At 41.7% G+C, this 19,348-nt stretch carries 16 protein-coding genes; 1 reads left to right on the top strand and 15 read right to left on the bottom strand.

Features of this window, described 5'->3' with window-relative positions:
- Positions 1–21: 21 nt before the first annotated feature.
- From ACH8E3_RS02645 to ACH8E3_RS02635, 3 genes are all read right to left on the bottom strand, one after another.
- Positions 22–822 carry a response regulator transcription factor gene (locus tag ACH8E3_RS02645; RefSeq protein WP_458631049.1) on the bottom strand — a complete coding sequence of 267 codons (801 nt, stop codon included), beginning with the start codon at positions 820–822 and terminating at the stop codon, positions 22–24.
- The gene (locus tag ACH8E3_RS02640) at positions 819–2,579 is read right to left on the bottom strand and encodes a sensor histidine kinase (protein ID WP_458631183.1); all 1,761 of its coding nucleotides are present in this window, start codon (positions 2,577–2,579) and stop codon (positions 819–821) included. The genes ACH8E3_RS02645 and ACH8E3_RS02640 overlap by 4 nt, the downstream gene beginning before the upstream one ends.
- 334 nt (positions 2,580–2,913) lie before the next feature.
- Positions 2,914–4,287 (bottom strand): class I SAM-dependent rRNA methyltransferase, encoded by a 1,374-nt coding sequence (locus tag ACH8E3_RS02635; RefSeq protein ID WP_458631048.1) that lies wholly within the window; start codon positions 4,285–4,287, stop codon positions 2,914–2,916.
- 154 nt (positions 4,288–4,441) lie between these two features.
- Between ACH8E3_RS02635 and ACH8E3_RS02630 the strand changes: the two genes are divergently transcribed.
- Positions 4,442–5,437, top strand: coding sequence for a Na/Pi cotransporter family protein (locus ACH8E3_RS02630; protein ID WP_458631047.1), 996 nt, complete (start codon positions 4,442–4,444; stop codon positions 5,435–5,437).
- Positions 5,438–5,518: 81 nt separating this feature from the next.
- Here the strand turns inward: ACH8E3_RS02630 and mtaB are convergent, their stop codons facing one another.
- The 12 genes from mtaB to hemW all read right to left on the bottom strand — a co-directional run bounded on the left by mtaB (position 5,519) and on the right by hemW (position 19,198).
- The gene (mtaB, locus tag ACH8E3_RS02625; protein ID WP_458631046.1) at positions 5,519–6,838 is read right to left on the bottom strand and encodes a tRNA (N(6)-L-threonylcarbamoyladenosine(37)-C(2))-methylthiotransferase MtaB; all 1,320 of its coding nucleotides are present in this window, start codon (positions 6,836–6,838) and stop codon (positions 5,519–5,521) included.
- Between the two features lie 2 nt (positions 6,839–6,840).
- Complete coding sequence (locus ACH8E3_RS02620; protein ID WP_458631045.1) at positions 6,841–7,605, bottom strand: RsmE family RNA methyltransferase; 765 nt, start codon at positions 7,603–7,605, stop codon at positions 6,841–6,843.
- A gap of 28 nt (positions 7,606–7,633) precedes the next feature.
- Entirely contained in the window at positions 7,634–8,317 is a 684-nt protein-coding gene (locus ACH8E3_RS02615) for a site-2 protease family protein (RefSeq protein ID WP_458631044.1), read from the bottom strand.
- A gap of 2 nt (positions 8,318–8,319) precedes the next feature.
- Positions 8,320–9,291 carry a 50S ribosomal protein L11 methyltransferase gene (gene prmA, locus ACH8E3_RS02610; protein ID WP_458631043.1) on the bottom strand — a complete coding sequence of 324 codons (972 nt, stop codon included), beginning with the start codon at positions 9,289–9,291 and terminating at the stop codon, positions 8,320–8,322.
- A 162-nt stretch (positions 9,292–9,453) separates the two neighbouring features.
- Positions 9,454–10,368, bottom strand: coding sequence for an anti sigma factor C-terminal domain-containing protein (locus tag ACH8E3_RS02605; RefSeq protein WP_458631182.1), 915 nt, complete (start codon positions 10,366–10,368; stop codon positions 9,454–9,456).
- Between the two features lie 557 nt (positions 10,369–10,925).
- Positions 10,926–12,047: a molecular chaperone DnaJ gene (dnaJ, locus tag ACH8E3_RS02600; RefSeq protein ID WP_458631042.1), complete on the bottom strand. Its 1,122-nt coding sequence runs from the start codon at positions 12,045–12,047 to the stop codon at positions 10,926–10,928.
- A gap of 145 nt (positions 12,048–12,192) precedes the next feature.
- On the bottom strand, positions 12,193–14,040 hold the full coding sequence (dnaK, locus tag ACH8E3_RS02595) for a molecular chaperone DnaK (protein ID WP_458631041.1): 1,848 nt from the start codon (positions 14,038–14,040) through the stop codon (positions 12,193–12,195).
- 80 nt (positions 14,041–14,120) lie between these two features.
- Entirely contained in the window at positions 14,121–14,681 is a 561-nt protein-coding gene (gene grpE / locus ACH8E3_RS02590) for a nucleotide exchange factor GrpE (protein WP_458631040.1), read from the bottom strand.
- Between the two features lie 77 nt (positions 14,682–14,758).
- Entirely contained in the window at positions 14,759–16,312 is a 1,554-nt protein-coding gene (locus ACH8E3_RS02585; protein ID WP_458631039.1) for a TCP-1/cpn60 chaperonin family protein, read from the bottom strand.
- A gap of 12 nt (positions 16,313–16,324) precedes the next feature.
- The gene (gene hrcA, locus ACH8E3_RS02580) at positions 16,325–17,356 is read right to left on the bottom strand and encodes a heat-inducible transcriptional repressor HrcA (protein WP_458631038.1); all 1,032 of its coding nucleotides are present in this window, start codon (positions 17,354–17,356) and stop codon (positions 16,325–16,327) included.
- Positions 17,357–17,465: 109 nt separating this feature from the next.
- Positions 17,466–17,927, bottom strand: a complete 462-nt coding sequence (locus ACH8E3_RS02575) for an N-acetyltransferase (protein ID WP_458631037.1) — start codon at positions 17,925–17,927, stop codon at positions 17,466–17,468.
- A gap of 74 nt (positions 17,928–18,001) precedes the next feature.
- Positions 18,002–19,198, bottom strand: a complete 1,197-nt coding sequence (hemW, locus tag ACH8E3_RS02570; RefSeq protein WP_458631036.1) for a radical SAM family heme chaperone HemW — start codon at positions 19,196–19,198, stop codon at positions 18,002–18,004.
- Positions 19,199–19,348: the final 150 nt, after the last annotated feature.

The raw sequence follows: 19,348 nt of genomic DNA, 5'->3' as shown, positions 1-19,348 counted from the left end.
GTATTCCCCCTTGCCAATTCATTATTGGATATGGCTTTCCATTCCATTCCTCATGGATCGATATCGCCCTGGACTCATTCCATCATACTCCTTGAATAGCTTATTGAAATATTTGACGTTCTGATAACCGGTTCGACTTGCAATTTCCGCAATGGGCAGATTCGTTCTCAGTAGCAATTCCTTCGCTTTCTGCAATTTTCTACGGGCGACGTATTCGCTAAAATTGAGCTGGCATTGCTCTTTGAATAGTGAGCTGAAATAACTCACGTTCAGATGTATATGCTCGGCGACTTCCTGCTGTCTAATCGCTTCCTCTATATGCATTTCCACATAGTGGATCGCCTGGCGGATCGGATCGCTTAATACCGCTTCTTCATCCCTGATGGCCATTAATTGCGGATCGGCCACCTTCCTCATGAAGACGATATCTTTCCGCTCTTCCCCTGCCTTTAGGGCATTCTCCACGGATGCGATTAGCTTTTCCCTGCTAGCCGGCTTTAACAAGTAGTCCACTACCGACAAACGAATCGCTTGCTGGGCGTATTCAAATTGGTCATGCCCGGAGATGAGAATAACGGATGGCTGACGCTGGATCCCTTTCTCCCTCATTTGGCTAACTAAAGCAATACCGCTGATTTCCGGCATGCGGATGTCCGTTATCATGAGTTCCACAGAAATCTCCTCAAGAATTTGCATAGCAGTCACGCCATTACTTGCCGTCAAGATCTCATATTGACCAGCTGCCCATACCTCAAGTATTTTCTTCATTCCTTCTCTCGATCTCAGTTCATCATCGACGATAAGAATCGTTCGGCTACTCATTGCGTTTTTCCTCCTTGGACAGGAATTCGGATTTTTATACAAGTGCCTTGTCCCTTCTGGCTATCTATAGTCATTACCGCACTCTCATCATACTTTCCCGAAAAGAACAGTTGAAGCCTCCTCTGCACATTGACGATTCCCACACCGGAATCTTTAGAGGAAGGCACCTTCCCGCTATCCAGCCCTTCCATAAGGGAGCGTAGCTTTTCCTCGTCCATTCCCACCCCGTCATCTTCCACCGTAATGGCTATCCGTTCTCCGTCGCGAGCGACCGTAAGCCTTACCCGACCGGGCTCAATCTTGCTCTCGACTCCATGTAATATGGCATTCTCCACGAGTGGCTGCAGCAATAGTCGAGGCAGATCCACATCCGCAAATTCAGGAGGAGCATCGATTTCCCAATCCAAACGGTCTTCAAAACGCATCTTCATGATGAGCAAATATCGCTTTACATGCTCCAGTTCGTCATGTAGCCTCACCCATCCCCCTTTACTCTGACCAGTGATGGTATACCGGAATAAATCAGACATGGCGACAACATACTCTGCCAGTTGGTCTTGATCCTTATCCAGTAGCGACCAGTACAGAACATCGAGGGTATTAAATAAAAAATGCGGATTGATTTGAGCTTGAAGTGCCTTTAACTCGGTGTGGCTCCGAGATAGTTCTTTCTCATAAACCAGCTGGATCAGCTCGTTGATGTTATCGACCATTGTGTTATAGGAATAATTTAGTTCCTGGATTTCCATGGTGGATGACACGTTTTCGATGGGCTTCAGAATGCCGAGACCGCTATTCCTCATGGCTTTAATCAGTTTTAACACAGGGCGGGTGATAAGAGCGGCCAGAAAAAAGGAGAGTAAGATGAACAATAAGATGCCCATGATGGCCGATACGACTATCGTCATCCGCAAGATCGATATGCCTGCGGTGATGACGCTTACCGGAGTTAAGATGAGTAACGTCCATCCAGTTACGGAAGACCGTTGTTTGACTACAATAAAAGACTGCTGGTCGATGGCAACGACCTGATCGTTGGACCCCTCCATCAGCATCGTTGCTGTCTTTTGCGAAATGGTGGCATCGTTGGACGTGATGATTTGACCAGCAGAAGAGAGGAGCAACATGGTTTCCTTTTCCCCCTCACCGGACAAGGACCCATTCAGTGCAAACTTGCTACAGTCCGCGCGAATGAGCAAATACCCGCCTGTCGTGAAATCCCGGTCAATGAGGCTGATCTGCCGAATCGCCAAAACTGATGTGGGATCCAACGGATCGATGCCGAACCAGACGAGGCTACCTTCCTTCTCCTTCGTCAGCTTGATCCAATCCTCAGGCACCTTATCTCTCAGACTGCCGCTGTCCAGAGGATGCAGTCTCGCTCCGTCTTTGTTGTATAGCTCAACAGATTGTGTAGCATTCGTATAGATTTGAACCAGATTGATAATGGGTGCCAACGCCTGTCGTTCCGTAAAGCTAGCGGGCTGACCCTCTACATCCCGTATTAGTAGTTGCTGTATATACTCGTTAGTCGATACCAGCATCGTCAGAGAATTAATCTGTTCGAGAATCCCCTCTAGGCGGCCATTAGCTTGAATCGCATTTTGCTGAATATGCTTCTCGGCGTTGTTCTTGAGCAGCGTCGAGACGGAATGGAACGTAATCGCTCCGACGAACGTCAGAATGATCAACATGACGCTGAGAAAACCGAGCAACATTTGATTCCGAAGCGTATTTAAATTTAACATCGATAGCATCCACCGCACGCAGTCATTTCCTCCCTTCGTAAGGAAATCATGGAATAATCACCTGCATCAATATATGTAAGGGTTTTCAAAACTTACTGTCATTATATTATCATATTTACTAAATTTTCCGCAAAGCAAAATTGTGAAAGGCTACGCTGGATTATCTGCTTCTGTTTCGCCTCATGTTTCAATTCGTTCATCTCGAGCCACTCCACTTATAGAGATACTCTCCCTTCCACTCAGAGAAGAGAGAGTTTGTCCATAATCAAGCTACTTTCATAAAAGTTGTTCAAAAAGGTATCTTTTAATCATGAAGCATTTTAACTCGAAATTATGGTTCATCTTATTTACTTCGCACTTCAAAAATAGCGAATTTCAGATAGTGACCCTCATTCACACCTAAAATCTGCGGATGATCTTTACCTGCAGCACGCCATTCGATTAGACGAAGGATTTTACCTGCATCCGCAGCAGCTTCTTGAATGGTCTCTAGAAATAAATCAGGACGCATATGGTAGGAACAACTGGCTGTAACAAGGTATCCCCCTTCATTCACTAGCTTCATGCCGTGCAGATTAATATCTTTATAGCCACGACAAGCACCTGCTACGGCACTTTTATTCTTTGCAAATGCTGGCGGATCAAGGATGACAACATCCCATGTCCGACCTTCACTCGTAGCCATCGGTTGGGATGTATCCACTTTATTCTTGCCAGTACCCGTATGAGAGCGTCTCACTCTCTCATCTACACCTTTCACCTGTGTGCGTAGATATTGAAAGGCATCATCTACAACAAACTCAACACGATCCGTGAATCCGTTTAATTCTACGTTAGATTTAGCACTTTCAATCGCATGTTCCGATATATCTAAGCAAGTGACCTTCTTGGCGCCATACTTACAAGCATGTAATGTGAAGCTCCCTGTGTGTGAGAAGCATTCCAACACCGTAGCCCCATCCCAATAAGGAAATGTAACGACACTTCCACTCTTGTTCACAGGCAATGGAGTCGTCTTGCCATCTTGTTCAACATTCTGCACCTTAATCCCGCTTCTAGTCCCCCATCCTGTCATCAACGGCTTAATCGATGCCCGATTCTCACGCTGATCGAAGAAGTATCCCGTCTTCTGGCCTTCTACGATATCTACAACAATATCCAGCCCATTCTCACTGACTTTCACATGGCGTGGACATTCTCCATATAAGGGTCCTTTCACTTGCTGCAACCCTTCTAATTCACGTACAGACACATCACTGCGCTCATATATACCAACCGGTTGCAAGACTTCAACTAGGGCATTCACAATATCATTACGACATAAGTCCATGCCTAACGTCAACAATTGGACTACCAATACATCATCGAATCGATCCACAATCAATCCTGGTAGAAAGTCTGCTTCACCATATACCAGTCGATACGCAGTCTCTTCTGAGATAAATCGATCTCGATGTTGAAGGCAGTGTTGAAATCGTTCTGTAAAGAAGGCTTGGTCCATCGATTCAATGGGACGATACGAAACGATTCTAACGGTAATCTGTGATGCAGGATTATAATATCCGGTTCCTAGATACCTTTTCTGATGATTCAGTACACTCACTAATTGTCCGGCAACTGGATCACCTTCTACGCTTGCAATTTCACTTTTAAATACCCACGGATGGCCATGTTCTAACCTCTTCTTCTGACTTCGTTGTAGAATAACTGATCCCATTCATCTTCACTCCTTAATATGTACCTGTATCGATCTATGTCATCACAGGTCTGTTGTGTTTGTCATGCCTGTCCAATGATGGGCATATATTAATATCAAGGTCATTCATAACCTAAATAACTTATTGATTAACCACTTAAGGAGAATCTTGTCCATGTTTCATGCGATTATTTTCCCTGTCGTTTACGGTCTAGCCATCTTTCTTATGGGCATGAAGCTTATGGAACTTGCTCTTGGTCGATGGGCTGGCCCCTTGTTAACTAATGTTCTTAGCAAAGCGACTTCGTCTCCACTCAAAGGCATGCTATTCAGCACGATTATTACAGGTATTCTACAGAGCAGTACGGCCATTACAGTCATTACCATTGGGCTCGTAAATGCCGGACTTCTCACCTACGCTAGAACACTTGGCATCATTCTCGGCAGCAATATTGGTACTTGCCTTACAACCGAGTTAATGGGATTACAGATAGGTCGATTCGCTCCCCATCTTCTCCTCATATCCTTAGTCGTGTGGTGTATTGCTGTCATCCTTCATGATTATAATCCAAGGATATTGCGCCGGACCAGGCATCTAATGGAACCTATTCAATATCTATCGCTTGTTGTAGCTGGGTTCGGACTTATCTTGTTCGGTATTCGTGTCATGCAATCGATCGGGCCTGCATTGGATTCTTATGGTGTCTTTGGTTGGTTCATCGAACATGCTTCACGAAATGTCCTATGGGGTGTTATTGCTGGCGCATGTCTGACCGCACTCATCCATAGCAGTGCAGCAGTCATTGGCTTAGCCATGGGTCTAGCAACTTCTGGAGCCTTACCCGTAGAGGTTGGCATTGCCATTGTTCTTGGTTCCAATGTAGGAACATGCGTTACTGCTGTGATTGCCGCTGCAGGTAGTTCTCGTTCAGGTAAATTTGTCGCTTGGACTCATGTCATTTTGAATGTTGGGGGCGCCCTCTTATTCATGCCCTTTATCCAACAATTACATCATGTATCTACATGGTTATCTAGTGACTTCAGCAGCCAAATAGCTCACTCACAGACGATATTTAATATCCTCTGCTCTGTTATAGCACTACCTTTATGTTATCTTCCTATTTGGAAAAGAATTGATCATCCTCATCGCACGACCCCGAACATTCACTAATCAAGAAAATATAAGGATTTCATCGCCTGCTACACCTACTAACAGAACAATGAAATCCTTATCCATATTTGTTTTGCTTATTTAGATGTTGACACTAATCAACTTCCCTTTACACCCGTTCACACCAGCTTCAAGCATCTCCACACGACAAATTTGACGCTGAAGTTCTTCTGATCCATCAAAGGTCATCTGTAAATAGTTATCGCTGAATCCCTGTAGTTTACCTGAACCTTCAAATCCTTTACGGGCACCTTCAGGAATCACTTCAAGAACTTGTCCTATGAACTTCTGCGCATAGGCAAGTTGCATCTCTTCAGATAGGTCGATTAGTTCGTGAACACGTGCATTCTTAATCACTTCATCCACTTGATCCTCCATCCGTGCGGCAGGAGTACCTGTCCGTTTGGAATAGGGGAATACATGCATTTCCGAGAATTGGATTGCCTTCATCAGATCATATCCATTACGGAACATCTCATCCGTCTCACCTGGGAAACCAACAATAATATCCGTTGTAATGCCTACGTCCGGTAACGCTTGGCGAATTAAGCCCATTTTATTATAAAATTCTTCGGTTGTATATTTACGTCTCATTCTCTTCAATACTTGATCATCCCCAGCTTGCAGCGGAATATGAAGATGACGACACATTTTTGTAGATCGATTCAGAACGTCTAGCATCTTCTCATCAATTTGACTTGCCTCAATAGAGCTGATTCGAATCCGTTCTAGTCCATCTACTTTATCTAAATCTAGCAATAGATCAGATAAGTCATAATGTTCAAGATCATCACCATATCCACCCGTATGAATGCCTGTTAAGACCATTTCCTTATAACCAGCTTCCACAAGTTGATGTGCTTGGGTAATGATGTTCTTCGGATCTCTACTGCGAGACAACCCTCGTGACCAAGGAATAATACAGAATGTACAGAAATTGTTACATCCATCTTGAATTTTCAGAAATGCACGAGAACGATCGGTGAAATCTGGAACGTCCATTTCCTCGAATACTCTATTCTTCATAATGTTATGGACTGCATTCACAGGCTCACGCGATTCTTGAATTTCCTTCACATAAGGAATGATCTTGTCTCTATCCTGCGTACCAATGACAAGATCCACACCCGGTATATCCAATATCTCTGCGGGAGATGTCTGTGCGTAGCACCCGGTAACGGCAATGATGGCATTCGGGTTACGACGAACAGCACGTCTTATAATCTGTCGACTTTTCTTATCTCCTGTATTCGTAACGGTACATGTATTAATTAAGTACACATCAGCAGTCTGTTCATAATCGACCTGTTCATATCCCTCTTCTTTAAAAAGTTGCCATATGGCTTCTGTATCATAAAAGTTGACTTTACATCCTAATGTATAAAATGCTATGGATGGCATTCTCAAACTCCTCCCATTTCACCAAAATCATATAATATGCAAGTTAAGGCAACCATACCTGCAGTCTCGCAACGCAATATACGTCGTCCTAATCCAATGCTAATAGCTCCAGCTTCCTCAGCTTTACGGCATTCGCCTTCACTAAATCCACCTTCTGGTCCAACAATAAGTAACACTTTAGGTTCATTATTTGTTTTAACTTTCTCAATTAGAGGTTGAACGGCATCACGGAGTTGTGATCCATTCTCTTTCTCATAGCAGAAATACACCGCATCATACTGATTGAACGAATTCATTAACTGCTTCCAAGTCAATGGCGAGTCTACTACAGGCACAATATTGCGATGACTTTGCTCGGCGGCTTCTTTACAAATCTTTCTCCACCGTTCCAGACGCTTCTCTTCTTTCTTAGCATCATATTGAACAATAGTACGTTCCGATAGAAAGGGTATAAATGATACTGCCCCAATCTCTGTACATTTTTGTATAACGGTCTCCATCTTATCGCCTTTAGGGAGACTCTGTGCCAATGTGATTTTTACACGTGGTTCTTGTAACATTTCGAGATGTTCAACGATATTAGCCGTAACTAGGCCTTGCTCTAGTATCTCTAGTTCAACTATTGCTTCACGAGAAATACCGTCGCTCACAATAATCTTATCGCCAACTTTACCTCTCATAACCCTCGTAATATGACGTGCATCTTCACCTGTAATATCTACTGTTGTTTCTTTGAATTGTTCCATAGATATGAAATATCGTTGCATCCTTTATCAACATCCATTCTTACCGTAATTAACCACCGAATATTACTATAAACATATTAATAAACCCTACATACATCGACATAGCCGCATCATAAAGCGGCGTAATCGTATACTGCCGAAGTACAGGAATGAACAATATTAATAGGAACACTAACATCGACCATTGTTCAATCTGTTTCAGCTTCCCACTAGCACTTTGAGGAAGAACATCTTCAAGGATCCGATAACCATCCAATGGAGGTAATGGGATAAGGTTAAATAAACAAAGAAAGAAGTTCATAATAATAATAAAGTAAAACGTGGTAGATATCGCCTCACCAAGTTTTAGGTTGGTAATTGAGCCAAGGATATTAAATTGAACAAGTCCAGCATAGACTAGAGCTCCCACAACACCGAGCACGAAATTACTCAAAGGTCCTGCCAAAGATACCAAAGCACCCATGAGACGTGGACGTTCGAAATTATCGCGATTCACGGGTACAGGTCTTGCCCAACCAAAGCCCGCAATTAATAACAGTACAATTCCGAACAAATCGAAATGTACCGTTGGATTCAGTGTTACGCGCCCCAATAATTTAGCCGTGGGATCACCGAACTTGTTAGCAAAGTATGCGTGTGAGAACTCGTGTACCGTGAATGCCAATACAATTGCTATCAAAAAAAACGGCATTTTGTCTATCGGCCAAATTAATATACTATTAAGGAAATCCATACTTACCTCTTTCTAGCTACGAAGGCAATCCATTCTTCCTCACGATTCACATCGATGATTTCAAAGTTAGATGCTTGCAGCGCCTCTTGAACAATAAGTTCTTTATTGGAATATATGCCCGATGTAATAAAAATACCGTCGGGTTTTAAGACTTGGTACACATCATCAATCAATAATAATATCACTTCTGCCAGTATGTTGGCTACAACCATATCAACGGGTACGGTTACACCCAAATTTACGCCATCCTGTTGATGTTTGAATACGGATAGGAGATCACTTTCTTTAACCGTTATACTATCTTCCATCACGTTATAAGCGGTATTCTCTTGTGCACTATGTACGGCTACTGGATCTAGGTCAACGGCTAAGACATGCTTCGCCCCAAGAAGAATTGCCCCGATGGCTAATATACCCGATCCTGTTCCCACATCAATAATTTCTTCCCCACCCTTTATAACATCCTCTAATGTACGTAAACAAAGGGTTGTTGTTGGGTGTGTTCCTGTACCAAATGCCATACCAGGATCCAAATGGATTAATTTCTCATCTTCTGATTCTGGTGTATATTGTTCCCAAGTCGGCTTAATGGTTAGGCTCTTAGATACTCTGATAGGCTTGAAATATTGTTTCCAAGCATTAGCCCAGTCCTCTTCATCGACGATCTTCAATTCATAGCGAACGTCACCCGTATCAATATCATACTGACTCAGCTCATCAACGCGCTGTTTCAATACAGGAACAATATTGTCCATCTCCATATCTATGGAGAAATACCCTTTAATCTCGGCCTGACCCTCAGGAATATCATTCAAAGGCTCATCATATAGCTCGCCATACTTCGTATCTCTTACTTTATTGAGCGTTCCAGATTCTTCAATGGAAACACCACCAGCTCCCGCTTCATGCAGGAAATTAGAAATCATCTCAATGGATTCTTCGGTCGTGTGTATCGTGAATTCGTGATATAACATGTTGTCTGCGTCCCCCTTATACCTATGCGTAATTATCATTGTACTATACAAAGAGTTCAGTGTACAAAAAAAGTTGACATATATAGTAAGAGGCTATGCCATCCCTATTCGGACGGCATAGCCTGGCAATTAAGTCGCCATGAAATGCAGTTAAAAACTCTATTAATACTTATCCACGACCGCTCCTAACACTGCTCCTCGGATATAAGACTGTCCGCTAAGCTTCTGTATTTCTTTTGCGGTAGCTGTAAGGACAACACCATAAAGTCGAATATCCGTTTTATCTGGTTTGTCTTTCATAGCCTTCAAATAATTATAAATTCGATTGAACTCATAATGATATTTCCCATCAAGGCCTTTCTCCAATGAGTTAATAAATTCACTACCTGTAATTACTGGACCGTCTATATGAATACCGAAACCGTATACCCAATCATCAATAACTGGAGTTGCGTAGCTCATATTACCATTTCCATCTTTGTACGGTTCAAAGTACTTTTTATCATCGTAAGTATCTACCCAATACCACACTTGTGTTAACTTAGTAGGAATCATAGATTGGACCTCATCAAGTGAATAACTTTTATCAAAAGAAATAGCCATTTCCACAAGCTTTTCTTCATTTATCTTCTTCACAATCGAAAGGTCATTCAACACCTTATCATTATAATTTACTGTGGGTATGTAGAACGCCATTTTCCGCTGACCATTCTGTCCGTTATATCCACGATTATATCCAAAATTTTCCTTAAGCATTTCAGGATCAGGAAGGGATAGCATCAAACCGTTATCATTGCCGCTATGACTTGTAAAGGAAAGGAGCGGTAATACATTATAGACCGTCTTCTTTGTTAGCCAAGGCATGGGTACACCTTCAATAATTTTAAAAATATTAAATTCAATTCTGCCTGATAGAAATCCAGTTTCATCTGTAATACCTGATACGTATTGATTCGGCCCACTAATCTCTTTTAGCATATACTCATCTATTATTACACGCTTCGAACTCCAACTTGCAAGTTGTGCATTGCCTATTATACCTATAAACAGGACAACTACTGAGACAACTAAAGATATAGTTATATTCCGCGTCTTCTGATTTTGCTCCCAATCGGATTAAGTATCTTATTATCTCGGATAGCATAGGTTGAAGTAAGTGGTTCAGTTGCCCGGGTTCCATGTTTCACCTCCCATTACATGTATAACGAACAAGTGTCCCAAATGTTATATTTTATTTTATTTTATTTCATTGTTATGTACTATCTGCATCTTTCGTTTTCTATATCTTATATTTCCATTGCTCTAGCTAGGGTATCACGCAGTTAGTTGCAAATTTGTTCTCTAAATCCACCACTATTGCTCTTTCGCCCACTTTAGTTGATCAAATGGTATCTAATTGCTCGAAAACTCACATTTCATGGTTTCACAGCGTTTTAACTGTCATCTGAGCACTTATTTGTCGCTAGCAGTCTATTCTGTTAATTTAAATGTCATCTAGACACTTATTCCATACCTGCAGATCTTCTCACTCCGAAATATGCACCAAATACAATCTAAGAGACCCTATAGAAACTTATACTATCTCATATATCAAAAAAAAGCTTGACCACAAAGGGCCAAGCTTCAACTTAAAATCAATCTCCACGGAATGCTTTCTTTACACGATCAAAGAATGATTGCTCATGCTCATGTGTCTTTTCACCATCTAAAGAAGCGATTTGACGCAGTAGATCTTTTTGCTCATCATTTAGATTGCTTGGTGTAATTACGACCACTTTCACATGTTGATCTCCTTGACCAATACCACGAAGACGTGGAACACCTTTACCTTTAAGTCGGAAGAACGTACCTGTCTGAGTACCTGCTGGGATCTTCAGCTTAACTTTTTCCGTTAATGTTGGAACTTCAACATCGTCACCCAGTGCTACTTGTGCAAAGGTTAGTGGAATCTCGCAGTATATGTCATCACCTTCACGTTCGAAGAAATCATGTGCTTTCACACGAATGACAATATATAGATCCCCTGAAGGTCCGCCACGTAATCCGCCTTCCCCTTCACCTGTCATGCGTAGTTGTGCTCCATCATCTACACCAGCAGGAATCTTAACATGAATCTTACGTTGTTTCTTCACTTTACCTTGCCCTTGACAAGTTCCGCAACGTTCCTTAATAATCTTCCCAGCGCCGCCACAATTCGAACATGTACGACGATTAGCCATTCGTCCAAATGGTGTGTTCTGAACTACTTCTTCCTGCCCAGTACCATGACATACTTGACACGTCTGAGGTTTCGTACCTGGTTTAGCACCCGTACCATGACATGGATCACATGTTTCTGTACGCGGAATCGTAATGTCACTTTCTTTTCCAAATACAGCTTCTTTAAATTCAATGGTCATTGTATATTGCAGATCATTTCCACGCTGTGGCGCATTGGGATCTCGTCTTCCGCCACCGCCGAAGAACATATCGAATATATCACCCATGCCTCCGAAGTCACCACCGCCGGAGAATCCACCGCCCATACCTTGGCTTGGATCAACATGTCCATATTGATCATACCCAGCTCGCTTCTGTCCATCACTTAGTACATCATAGGCTTCTTTAACTTCCTTAAACTTTTCTTCCGCATCATCAGCCTTATTCACGTCTGGGTGATACGTACGTGCCTGTTTACGGTAAGCTTTCTTAATCTCTTCATCCGATGCGTTTTTACTGACACCGAGAACTTCGTAGTAATCGCGCTTTTCAGCCACTCTGCCACCCCCACAACATCTCTATTATCTTCTCATACATGCATTCACATTCTCACAAAGAGAAAGCCAAAGCACGGGATGCCCCAGCTGCTTTGACCTTCCCTTACTCCTTCAATTCATTCTTATGAAGGAAACTCTCTATAGGTTACTCTTGTTTCTTATCTTCGTCAACAACTTCATAATCTGCATCTACGACATTATCTTTCCTTGGTCCACTCTCAGCTGAACCTTCTGTTCCTTCAGCGCCTTGCTGTGCTTCAGCAGCTTGCTCATATAACTTCATTGACAATTGTTGAACAATTTCTGTTAATTCTTCCGTTGTTTTATTAATTTCTTCAAGGTTATCTGTTTCTAAAGCTGCTTTTACTTTCTCTTTTGCTGCTTCAGCCTTTTCAATCTCAGACGCGTCGATCTTCTCGCCGAGATCCTTGATTACTTTATCTGTAGAGTATACAAGTTGATCAGCGTTATTCTTCGCTTCAATCATCTCTTTACGGATACGATCTTCTTCGGCATGCTCTTCAGCATCCTTCATCATGCGATCCACTTCTTCATCACTCAACCCGCTTGAAGATGTGATTGTGATCTTCTGACTCTTGTTTGTACCTTTATCTGTTGCAGATACGTTAACGATACCGTTCGCATCAATATCAAATGTAACTTCAATTTGAGGAATACCACGTTGTGCTGGTGGAATATCACCTAGCATGAAGCGTCCAAGTGTTTTGTTGCCTGCTGCCATTTGGCGCTCACCTTGCAAGACGTGAATTTCTACGCTTGGTTGGTTATCTGCATAAGTTGAGAATACTTGTGATTTACTAGTAGGGATCGTTGTGTTGCGCTCGATCATCTTCGTAAATACACCACCTGCAGTTTCAATACCTAGAGAAAGTGGAGTTACGTCAAGTAGAACAACGTCTTTTACTTCACCTGTTAATACTCCCGCTTGAACAGCTGCTCCAAGAGCAACAACTTCATCTGGATTAACGCCTTTATGCGGATCTTTACCTGTTAATTTCTTAATAGCATCTTGGACAGCAGGTATACGTGTAGATCCACCCACAAGAACAATTTTATCAATATCATTGGCAGTCATACCCGCATCACTAAGTGCTTGACGAGTAGGTCCAAGTGTACGCTCAACCAAAGTAGATGTTAATTCATCGAATTTAGCACGTGTAAGATTGATTTCTAAATGCTGTGGAACGCCATCAACTACAGTAATAAACGGCAAGGAAATTGTTGTAGTCAATACACCAGACAATTCCTTTTTCGCTTTCTCTGCTGCATCTTTCAAACGTTGTACAGCTGCTTTATCTTTACTTAGATCAATTCCTTGATCCTTTTTGAATTCACTTACCAGATAGTCAATAACCAATTGGTCAAAATCATCTCCACCAAGACGGTTATCTCCACTTGTTGCTTTCACTTCAAAGAATCCATCGCCTAGTTCAAGGATAGATACGTCAAATGTACCGCCACCAAGGTCATATACAAGAATTGTATGATCCTCAGACTTTTCCATACCATATGCAAGTGCTGCCGCTGTAGGCTCATTTACAATACGTAGAACTTCTAGACCAGCAATCTTACCAGCATCTTTTGTTGCTTGACGTTGGCTATCATTGAAATAAGCAGGTACGGTAATAACAGCTTGAGTTACCGTCTGTCCTAGATATGCTTCAGCGTCTGCTTTTAATTTCTGCAAAATAATAGCTGAAATTTCTTGTGCAGTATAATCTTTATCATCAATTCTCTCTTTGTGGTCCGTACCGATAAAACGTTTAATGGACATTACCGTACGATCAGGATTTGTAATGGATTGACGTTTCGCTGTTTCACCAACAACACGCTCACCGTCTTTCTTAAATCCTACGATGGAAGGTGTTGTTCTTGCACCTTCTGGATTAGCGATAACAACAGCTTCTCCACCTTCCATTACTGCCACACAAGAGTTCGTTGTACCCAAGTCTATTCCGATTACTTTACTCATATTAAATTTCCTCCTTTTATATATACATCATTATTATTTATTCATCATTGATGGCTGGCTATCTATTCTTTTCAAAACTTCTATTCGCTTACTTTAACCATAGCTGGACGTAATAGCTTATCCTTCAACATGTAACCCTTCTGTACTTCTTCAACTACTGTTCCTTCTGGGTAAAGATCACTTTCAACCTTCATGATCGCCTGATGGAATTCCGGATTAAATGGTTGTCCTACCGTTTCCAAAGCAACTAATCCTTCACCCTGCAAGGTAGTTTCCAATTGACGGAAGATCATATCCATTCCTTTTGAGAAAGATGCAACTTGCTCATTAGCCATATCAACCGCAAATGCTCGTTCGAAGTTATCCATAATCGGCAAGAGTTCTGTAACTAATTGAATAGAAGCATATTTAGCAGCATCTGCCTTTTCCTTCAGTGTACGTTTACGAAAGTTATCGAAATCAGCTTGTGCACGAATAACGCGTTGTTGATTCTCATCCGCCAATGCTTGTAGACGCTCTATCTCAGATAGAACATGCGGTTCTTGTTCAAGCGAAGACGTGGTTTGATCTTGATTCATATCATCTAGGATGTCTACCAATCCTTCTGTATTGTTGTTCATTTCCTGTTGTTCTTCTTTCATGATGTCTCCACCTCCTTAACCAAAATTAAGTAAAATTAATTGATTATATTATACGAGTTCTAGGAGAATATAGGTGTCTAATCGCTTAACCGTCCATCCTCTTCCCTCATTTTAATCACATTATGAATTCGTAGCACTGCCATTGCTACTTCTCCAGCGGCCTTTAGTCCATGGGACTTCACAAGAGCTGGATCAATAATCCCTGCATCTTCATAGTTGATAAGTAAACCCGTATCACAGTCGATTCCCATGCTATCACAATTGGCTGCGAACTGAGCGGCACGTGCTTCCTCTAATTTCTCAAGTGAATGATAACCAGCATTGAGCAGAATTTGAGACATAGGCTTTCGCAGTGCTACCGCAACTGCTGCAACACCAAAAGCCTCCATTCCCATGATGCTTTGCCTTATGTGTTCTAATTCATAAGAAACAGACAATTCAACCGTACCTCCACCAGGGAGAATGCCACCTAATACCGCAGTCTGAAGCGCTGATGCTGCATCTGCTGCGATTCTTGCGGATTCCCCTACGACTTCAGCAGTGCTTGCACCTACAATTATCGTAACGAAGGTTCCTTCATTATGAATTTGAGATTTCAATCTCACTCGTTCAAGTTCTTCATCATATGCCACCTGAGGTGAAGTTCCTAATACACGTTGTAGTTGTTCAGGATTCTTACGCAGAGCTGTCCTTCTAACTGGCGTTGCACCCGTCATCTCACATATATGCGTAATATCAGATCGACTTAATCGTTGAATGACAAGTATATCATGATCAATACAGAACTGTTCTGCATCTGGATGTATACCACGCTCTAATAAAATAACACCAACACCGAGCTCGTTCAATTGTAGTAGTTCCCGACTAAACTGCTCTCGAAGTTCCATATAGCGTGCAAATCCAGATTCCGTTGTTAATACTTCTTCATCTAGAGATTCCGGTTCTAACGCATCTTGTAGAACTAGAATTCGGACATCTTCTACTAGCCTTTTGTTAATCGTATGCAAAGGCTTCTGTCTCAGTAACAATCCTTCATATACTTCATTGTCGGCCTTCTCAATGGCAATCACACAATTCGCTAGATGAAATGTGGGTTGGATCAATCGTTGCATACCCACTTTGGATGCAGCATCCATGACAAGTTCTACGATATCAGTACGTTCTCTTCCAGCAATATAAACCGTCTTATTTAAATACGGATCATGTAATCCTTGAATCTTTCTAGTCCGACTTTGTAATGCTTCAAGAGCAAATCCAATGCCTAGCTTCATACCCGATACAACTTTGGATGCTGGAACGCCCTTCATGATCTGAGCTACACCTTCTTGTACAAGTGCACCTGCTAATACAATCGCTGAAGTCGTACCGTCTCCGACTTTTCTTTGTTGTGATCTTGCAACTTGAATAAGTAGACTAGCTGCAGGATGACTTACATCTATTCTGTCCAAGATCGTGACGCCATCATTGGTAATAATTACTTCTCCTCTGGAACCCACAAGCATGACATCAAGTCCCTTCGGACCGAGTGTGCCTTCCACTGCAGAAGTAATGGCGCGGACCGCATTGCTATTGTTAAGCAAAGTCGAGTAACGTTCCTCACCATCGAGAAGTGATTGCTGTCCTTGGCTCATGTGTCCCACTCCCTATTTGTACCAATGTGACAATAATGTTGTCAAATCTTTAGATATAATGCCCATGATGCTCATAACACGAGCGTATTCCATCCGGGTAGGCCCCAAAATACCAATTGTACCTAAAGACTCACCTTCTAGTGAATACGTAGCTGTGATCAAGCTACAATCAGCAAATGCCTTATGATTATTCTCTGTTCCAATCCTGACCTGAATTCCATTTCCGCTTATACTTGGGTCCATCATCTTCATTAAGGTAGGGGTTTCTGCCAATAAATCAAGAATACCCTTCACCTTTTCTACGTCTTTAAATTCTGGTTGTGTCAGCATGTTCGTCGCACCACTAAGGTATACTTGATGTTCACTCTCACTATCTAACACGGAATCCAACACAATAAGCAATTCCTCATAATGGGAAGTGTACCTTGCAAGTTCTTCTGCAAGTTCAGAATATAAGCTTGATTTCAGCTTGAATAACGGAACATTTACAAGTTTACTATTAAGCAGATTCACCACTTTTTCCATCTCTGAAACAGACACACCAGGAGGGATTGATACTGTCTTATTCTCAACTTGCCCAGTGCTTGTAACAATAATTGCGACTGCAGTAGTCTCATTGAGTGGTAACAGTTGGAAATGGCGTAATGACGTATGGAATACCTCAGGTCCTAACAGAATAGACGTATAATTCGTCATATGCGATAAGATTGTAGCTGAATGTTGAATCACTTGTTCCATTGCATTTAATTTCTCGGCGTAAAAGGATTTAATCTTATTGCGCTCAACAGGATCAATTCCTATCCATGGAGCCATATGGTCTACATAATAACGATAACCTTTGTTGGAAGGTATCCTCCCTGCGGAAGTATGAGGTTGTTCTAGAAACCCCAATTCTTCTAGATCAGCCATTTCATTACGTATGGTAGCTGGGCTATATCCAACATCAGCTCTCTTAGATATGCTGCGAGAACCTACAGGTTCGGCAGAACGAATATAATCATCAACAATTACATTCAATATCATTCTTTGACGTTCGGTTAACAACTTGATCTCCCCCTCGCAGCAATCTTATTTTCGTTTTTCGTTAGCACTCACATCTGTTGAGTGCTAATCGCTAATACAAAAATACCAAACTGACCTATTTGTTGTCAAGTCAGTTCAGTATTTTTAGAACAGCTATTTCATCACAGCAATGTTGTTTACTACAGAAAACGCAGTCAGTCCACACTTTTTCAGGAAAAATTTCTTTCTCAACAACATCAAATCCGTTCTTAAGAAAAAAGGATACCTCATACGTTAATGCCATGACATTAGGTATCTGTCTTACTTTAGCTTCTTCTATTAATGCAGAGACGAGCATAGATCCTATCCCACGTCCCTTATATTCTTCCCCTATACCTAGAGAACGTATCTCTACCAAATCTGTCCCAAGTTGGAACAATGAACCACAACCAACGGTCTGACCATCGATCTCAGCGACAATAAACTGATCTAATTGTTGTTCCAGTATCTTACGTGAGCGAGGAAGCATAATTCCTTTTTCAGCATAACCCTGTATCATCACAAATAGATATTCTATATCTTCGGGTGATGCTTTCCTGCATACCGGCGACATGATACTCTCCCCCTAACACATGTTGCTAATCGTTATGAATAAATATACAACAAAGCGCATAAGAGTTCAAGCTGTTAATTGTTCACTAAGGATCCTACGAATTCACCAAACACATCATTACCGAATAATATTCCTTTATCGCTTAGACGATAACCCAACAGTGTAGGCTCTAGTAGACCATTGCCAACCATTTTGTTAAGTTGCTTAGCAAATATGACATCCATTTCCTCACCGAACTGATCTTCAAAATGAGCTTTGGATACCCCTTTCAACACGCGTAATCCCACCATTAGGAAATCTTCCATAGCTTCTTCCTTCGAGATTTGGAAATCATCCATTCGTGGAAGACCCTTTCGTACACTGTCAATATAGGGATTTACCCCTTTTATATTCATATGCCGTTTGCGGCCTACGTATCCATGAGCACCTGCACCAAGACCATAATAATCTTCATTTAACCAATATGTCATATTATGTCTGCTTTCAAATCCGGGCTTGGCAAAATTACTGATCTCATATTGATCATATCCTGCTTGCTTCATTCTATCCATCAACAATAGATACATCTGAAGTTCATCATCTTCATGCGGTAGAGGCAACTGATTTCTCTGATACATCGTATGGAAAAGTGTATTCTCCTCTACTTTCAAACTATATATTGAATAATGATTCAAGTTAAGTTCCAGCGCCTTCGTCACACTCTCTGCTAGCATCTCTAATGTCTGGTTCGGCAGTCCGAACATAAGATCAATGGACATATTATCAAATCCTGCTCTACGAGCGTTCTCAAGGCTGTGATAGACATCATCCGTATTATGAATTCTTCCGATTCCTGTTAGCAACTCATTCTGAAAAGCTTGAACTCCGAAGCTTACACGGTTAACGCCGCCTTCTCTCATCACTGTCAGCTTCTCTAGATCCGTTGTACCTGGGTTAGCTTCCATGGAGAATTCAATATCATCTGACCAGTCTGGGAAATGCGTACGTACGGAATTTAAGAAGTATTTCATTTCGTCAGGTTTAAGAACAGTAGGTGTTCCACCACCAACAAATATACTTTTGATCTGTCCAGGTGGCGTCTGCGCAACAGTCAATTCCATTTCACGATCAAGAGCAACCAAATAATCCATTACAGGCTGATCCTTTAATACATAAGAATTAAAGTCACAGTAAAAACATTTATTGGTACAAAACGGGATATGCAAATAAATCGCTTGAGGTTTACGGCTTCCCTGATGGATATTTTGCTGATGATGCTGAAGTTCGGCCATAATGTGGACCTCCTAAGATTTTTGTAGCATAACTTCCTGGATTCACTTCGCAAAAATCACTTCGGAAGCATATGCTCAATTTTTGTAGTTAGAAAAGGGGAGCCATTGTGGCTCCCCTGTGAATAGATTCACCCAATATGCATCGTATTC

The sequence above is a fragment of the Paenibacillus sp. CMAA1364 genome (assembly GCF_054373195.1).
Note: the sequence above shows the minus strand (reverse complement) of the source record. Positions and strands in the feature narration are given on the sequence as shown.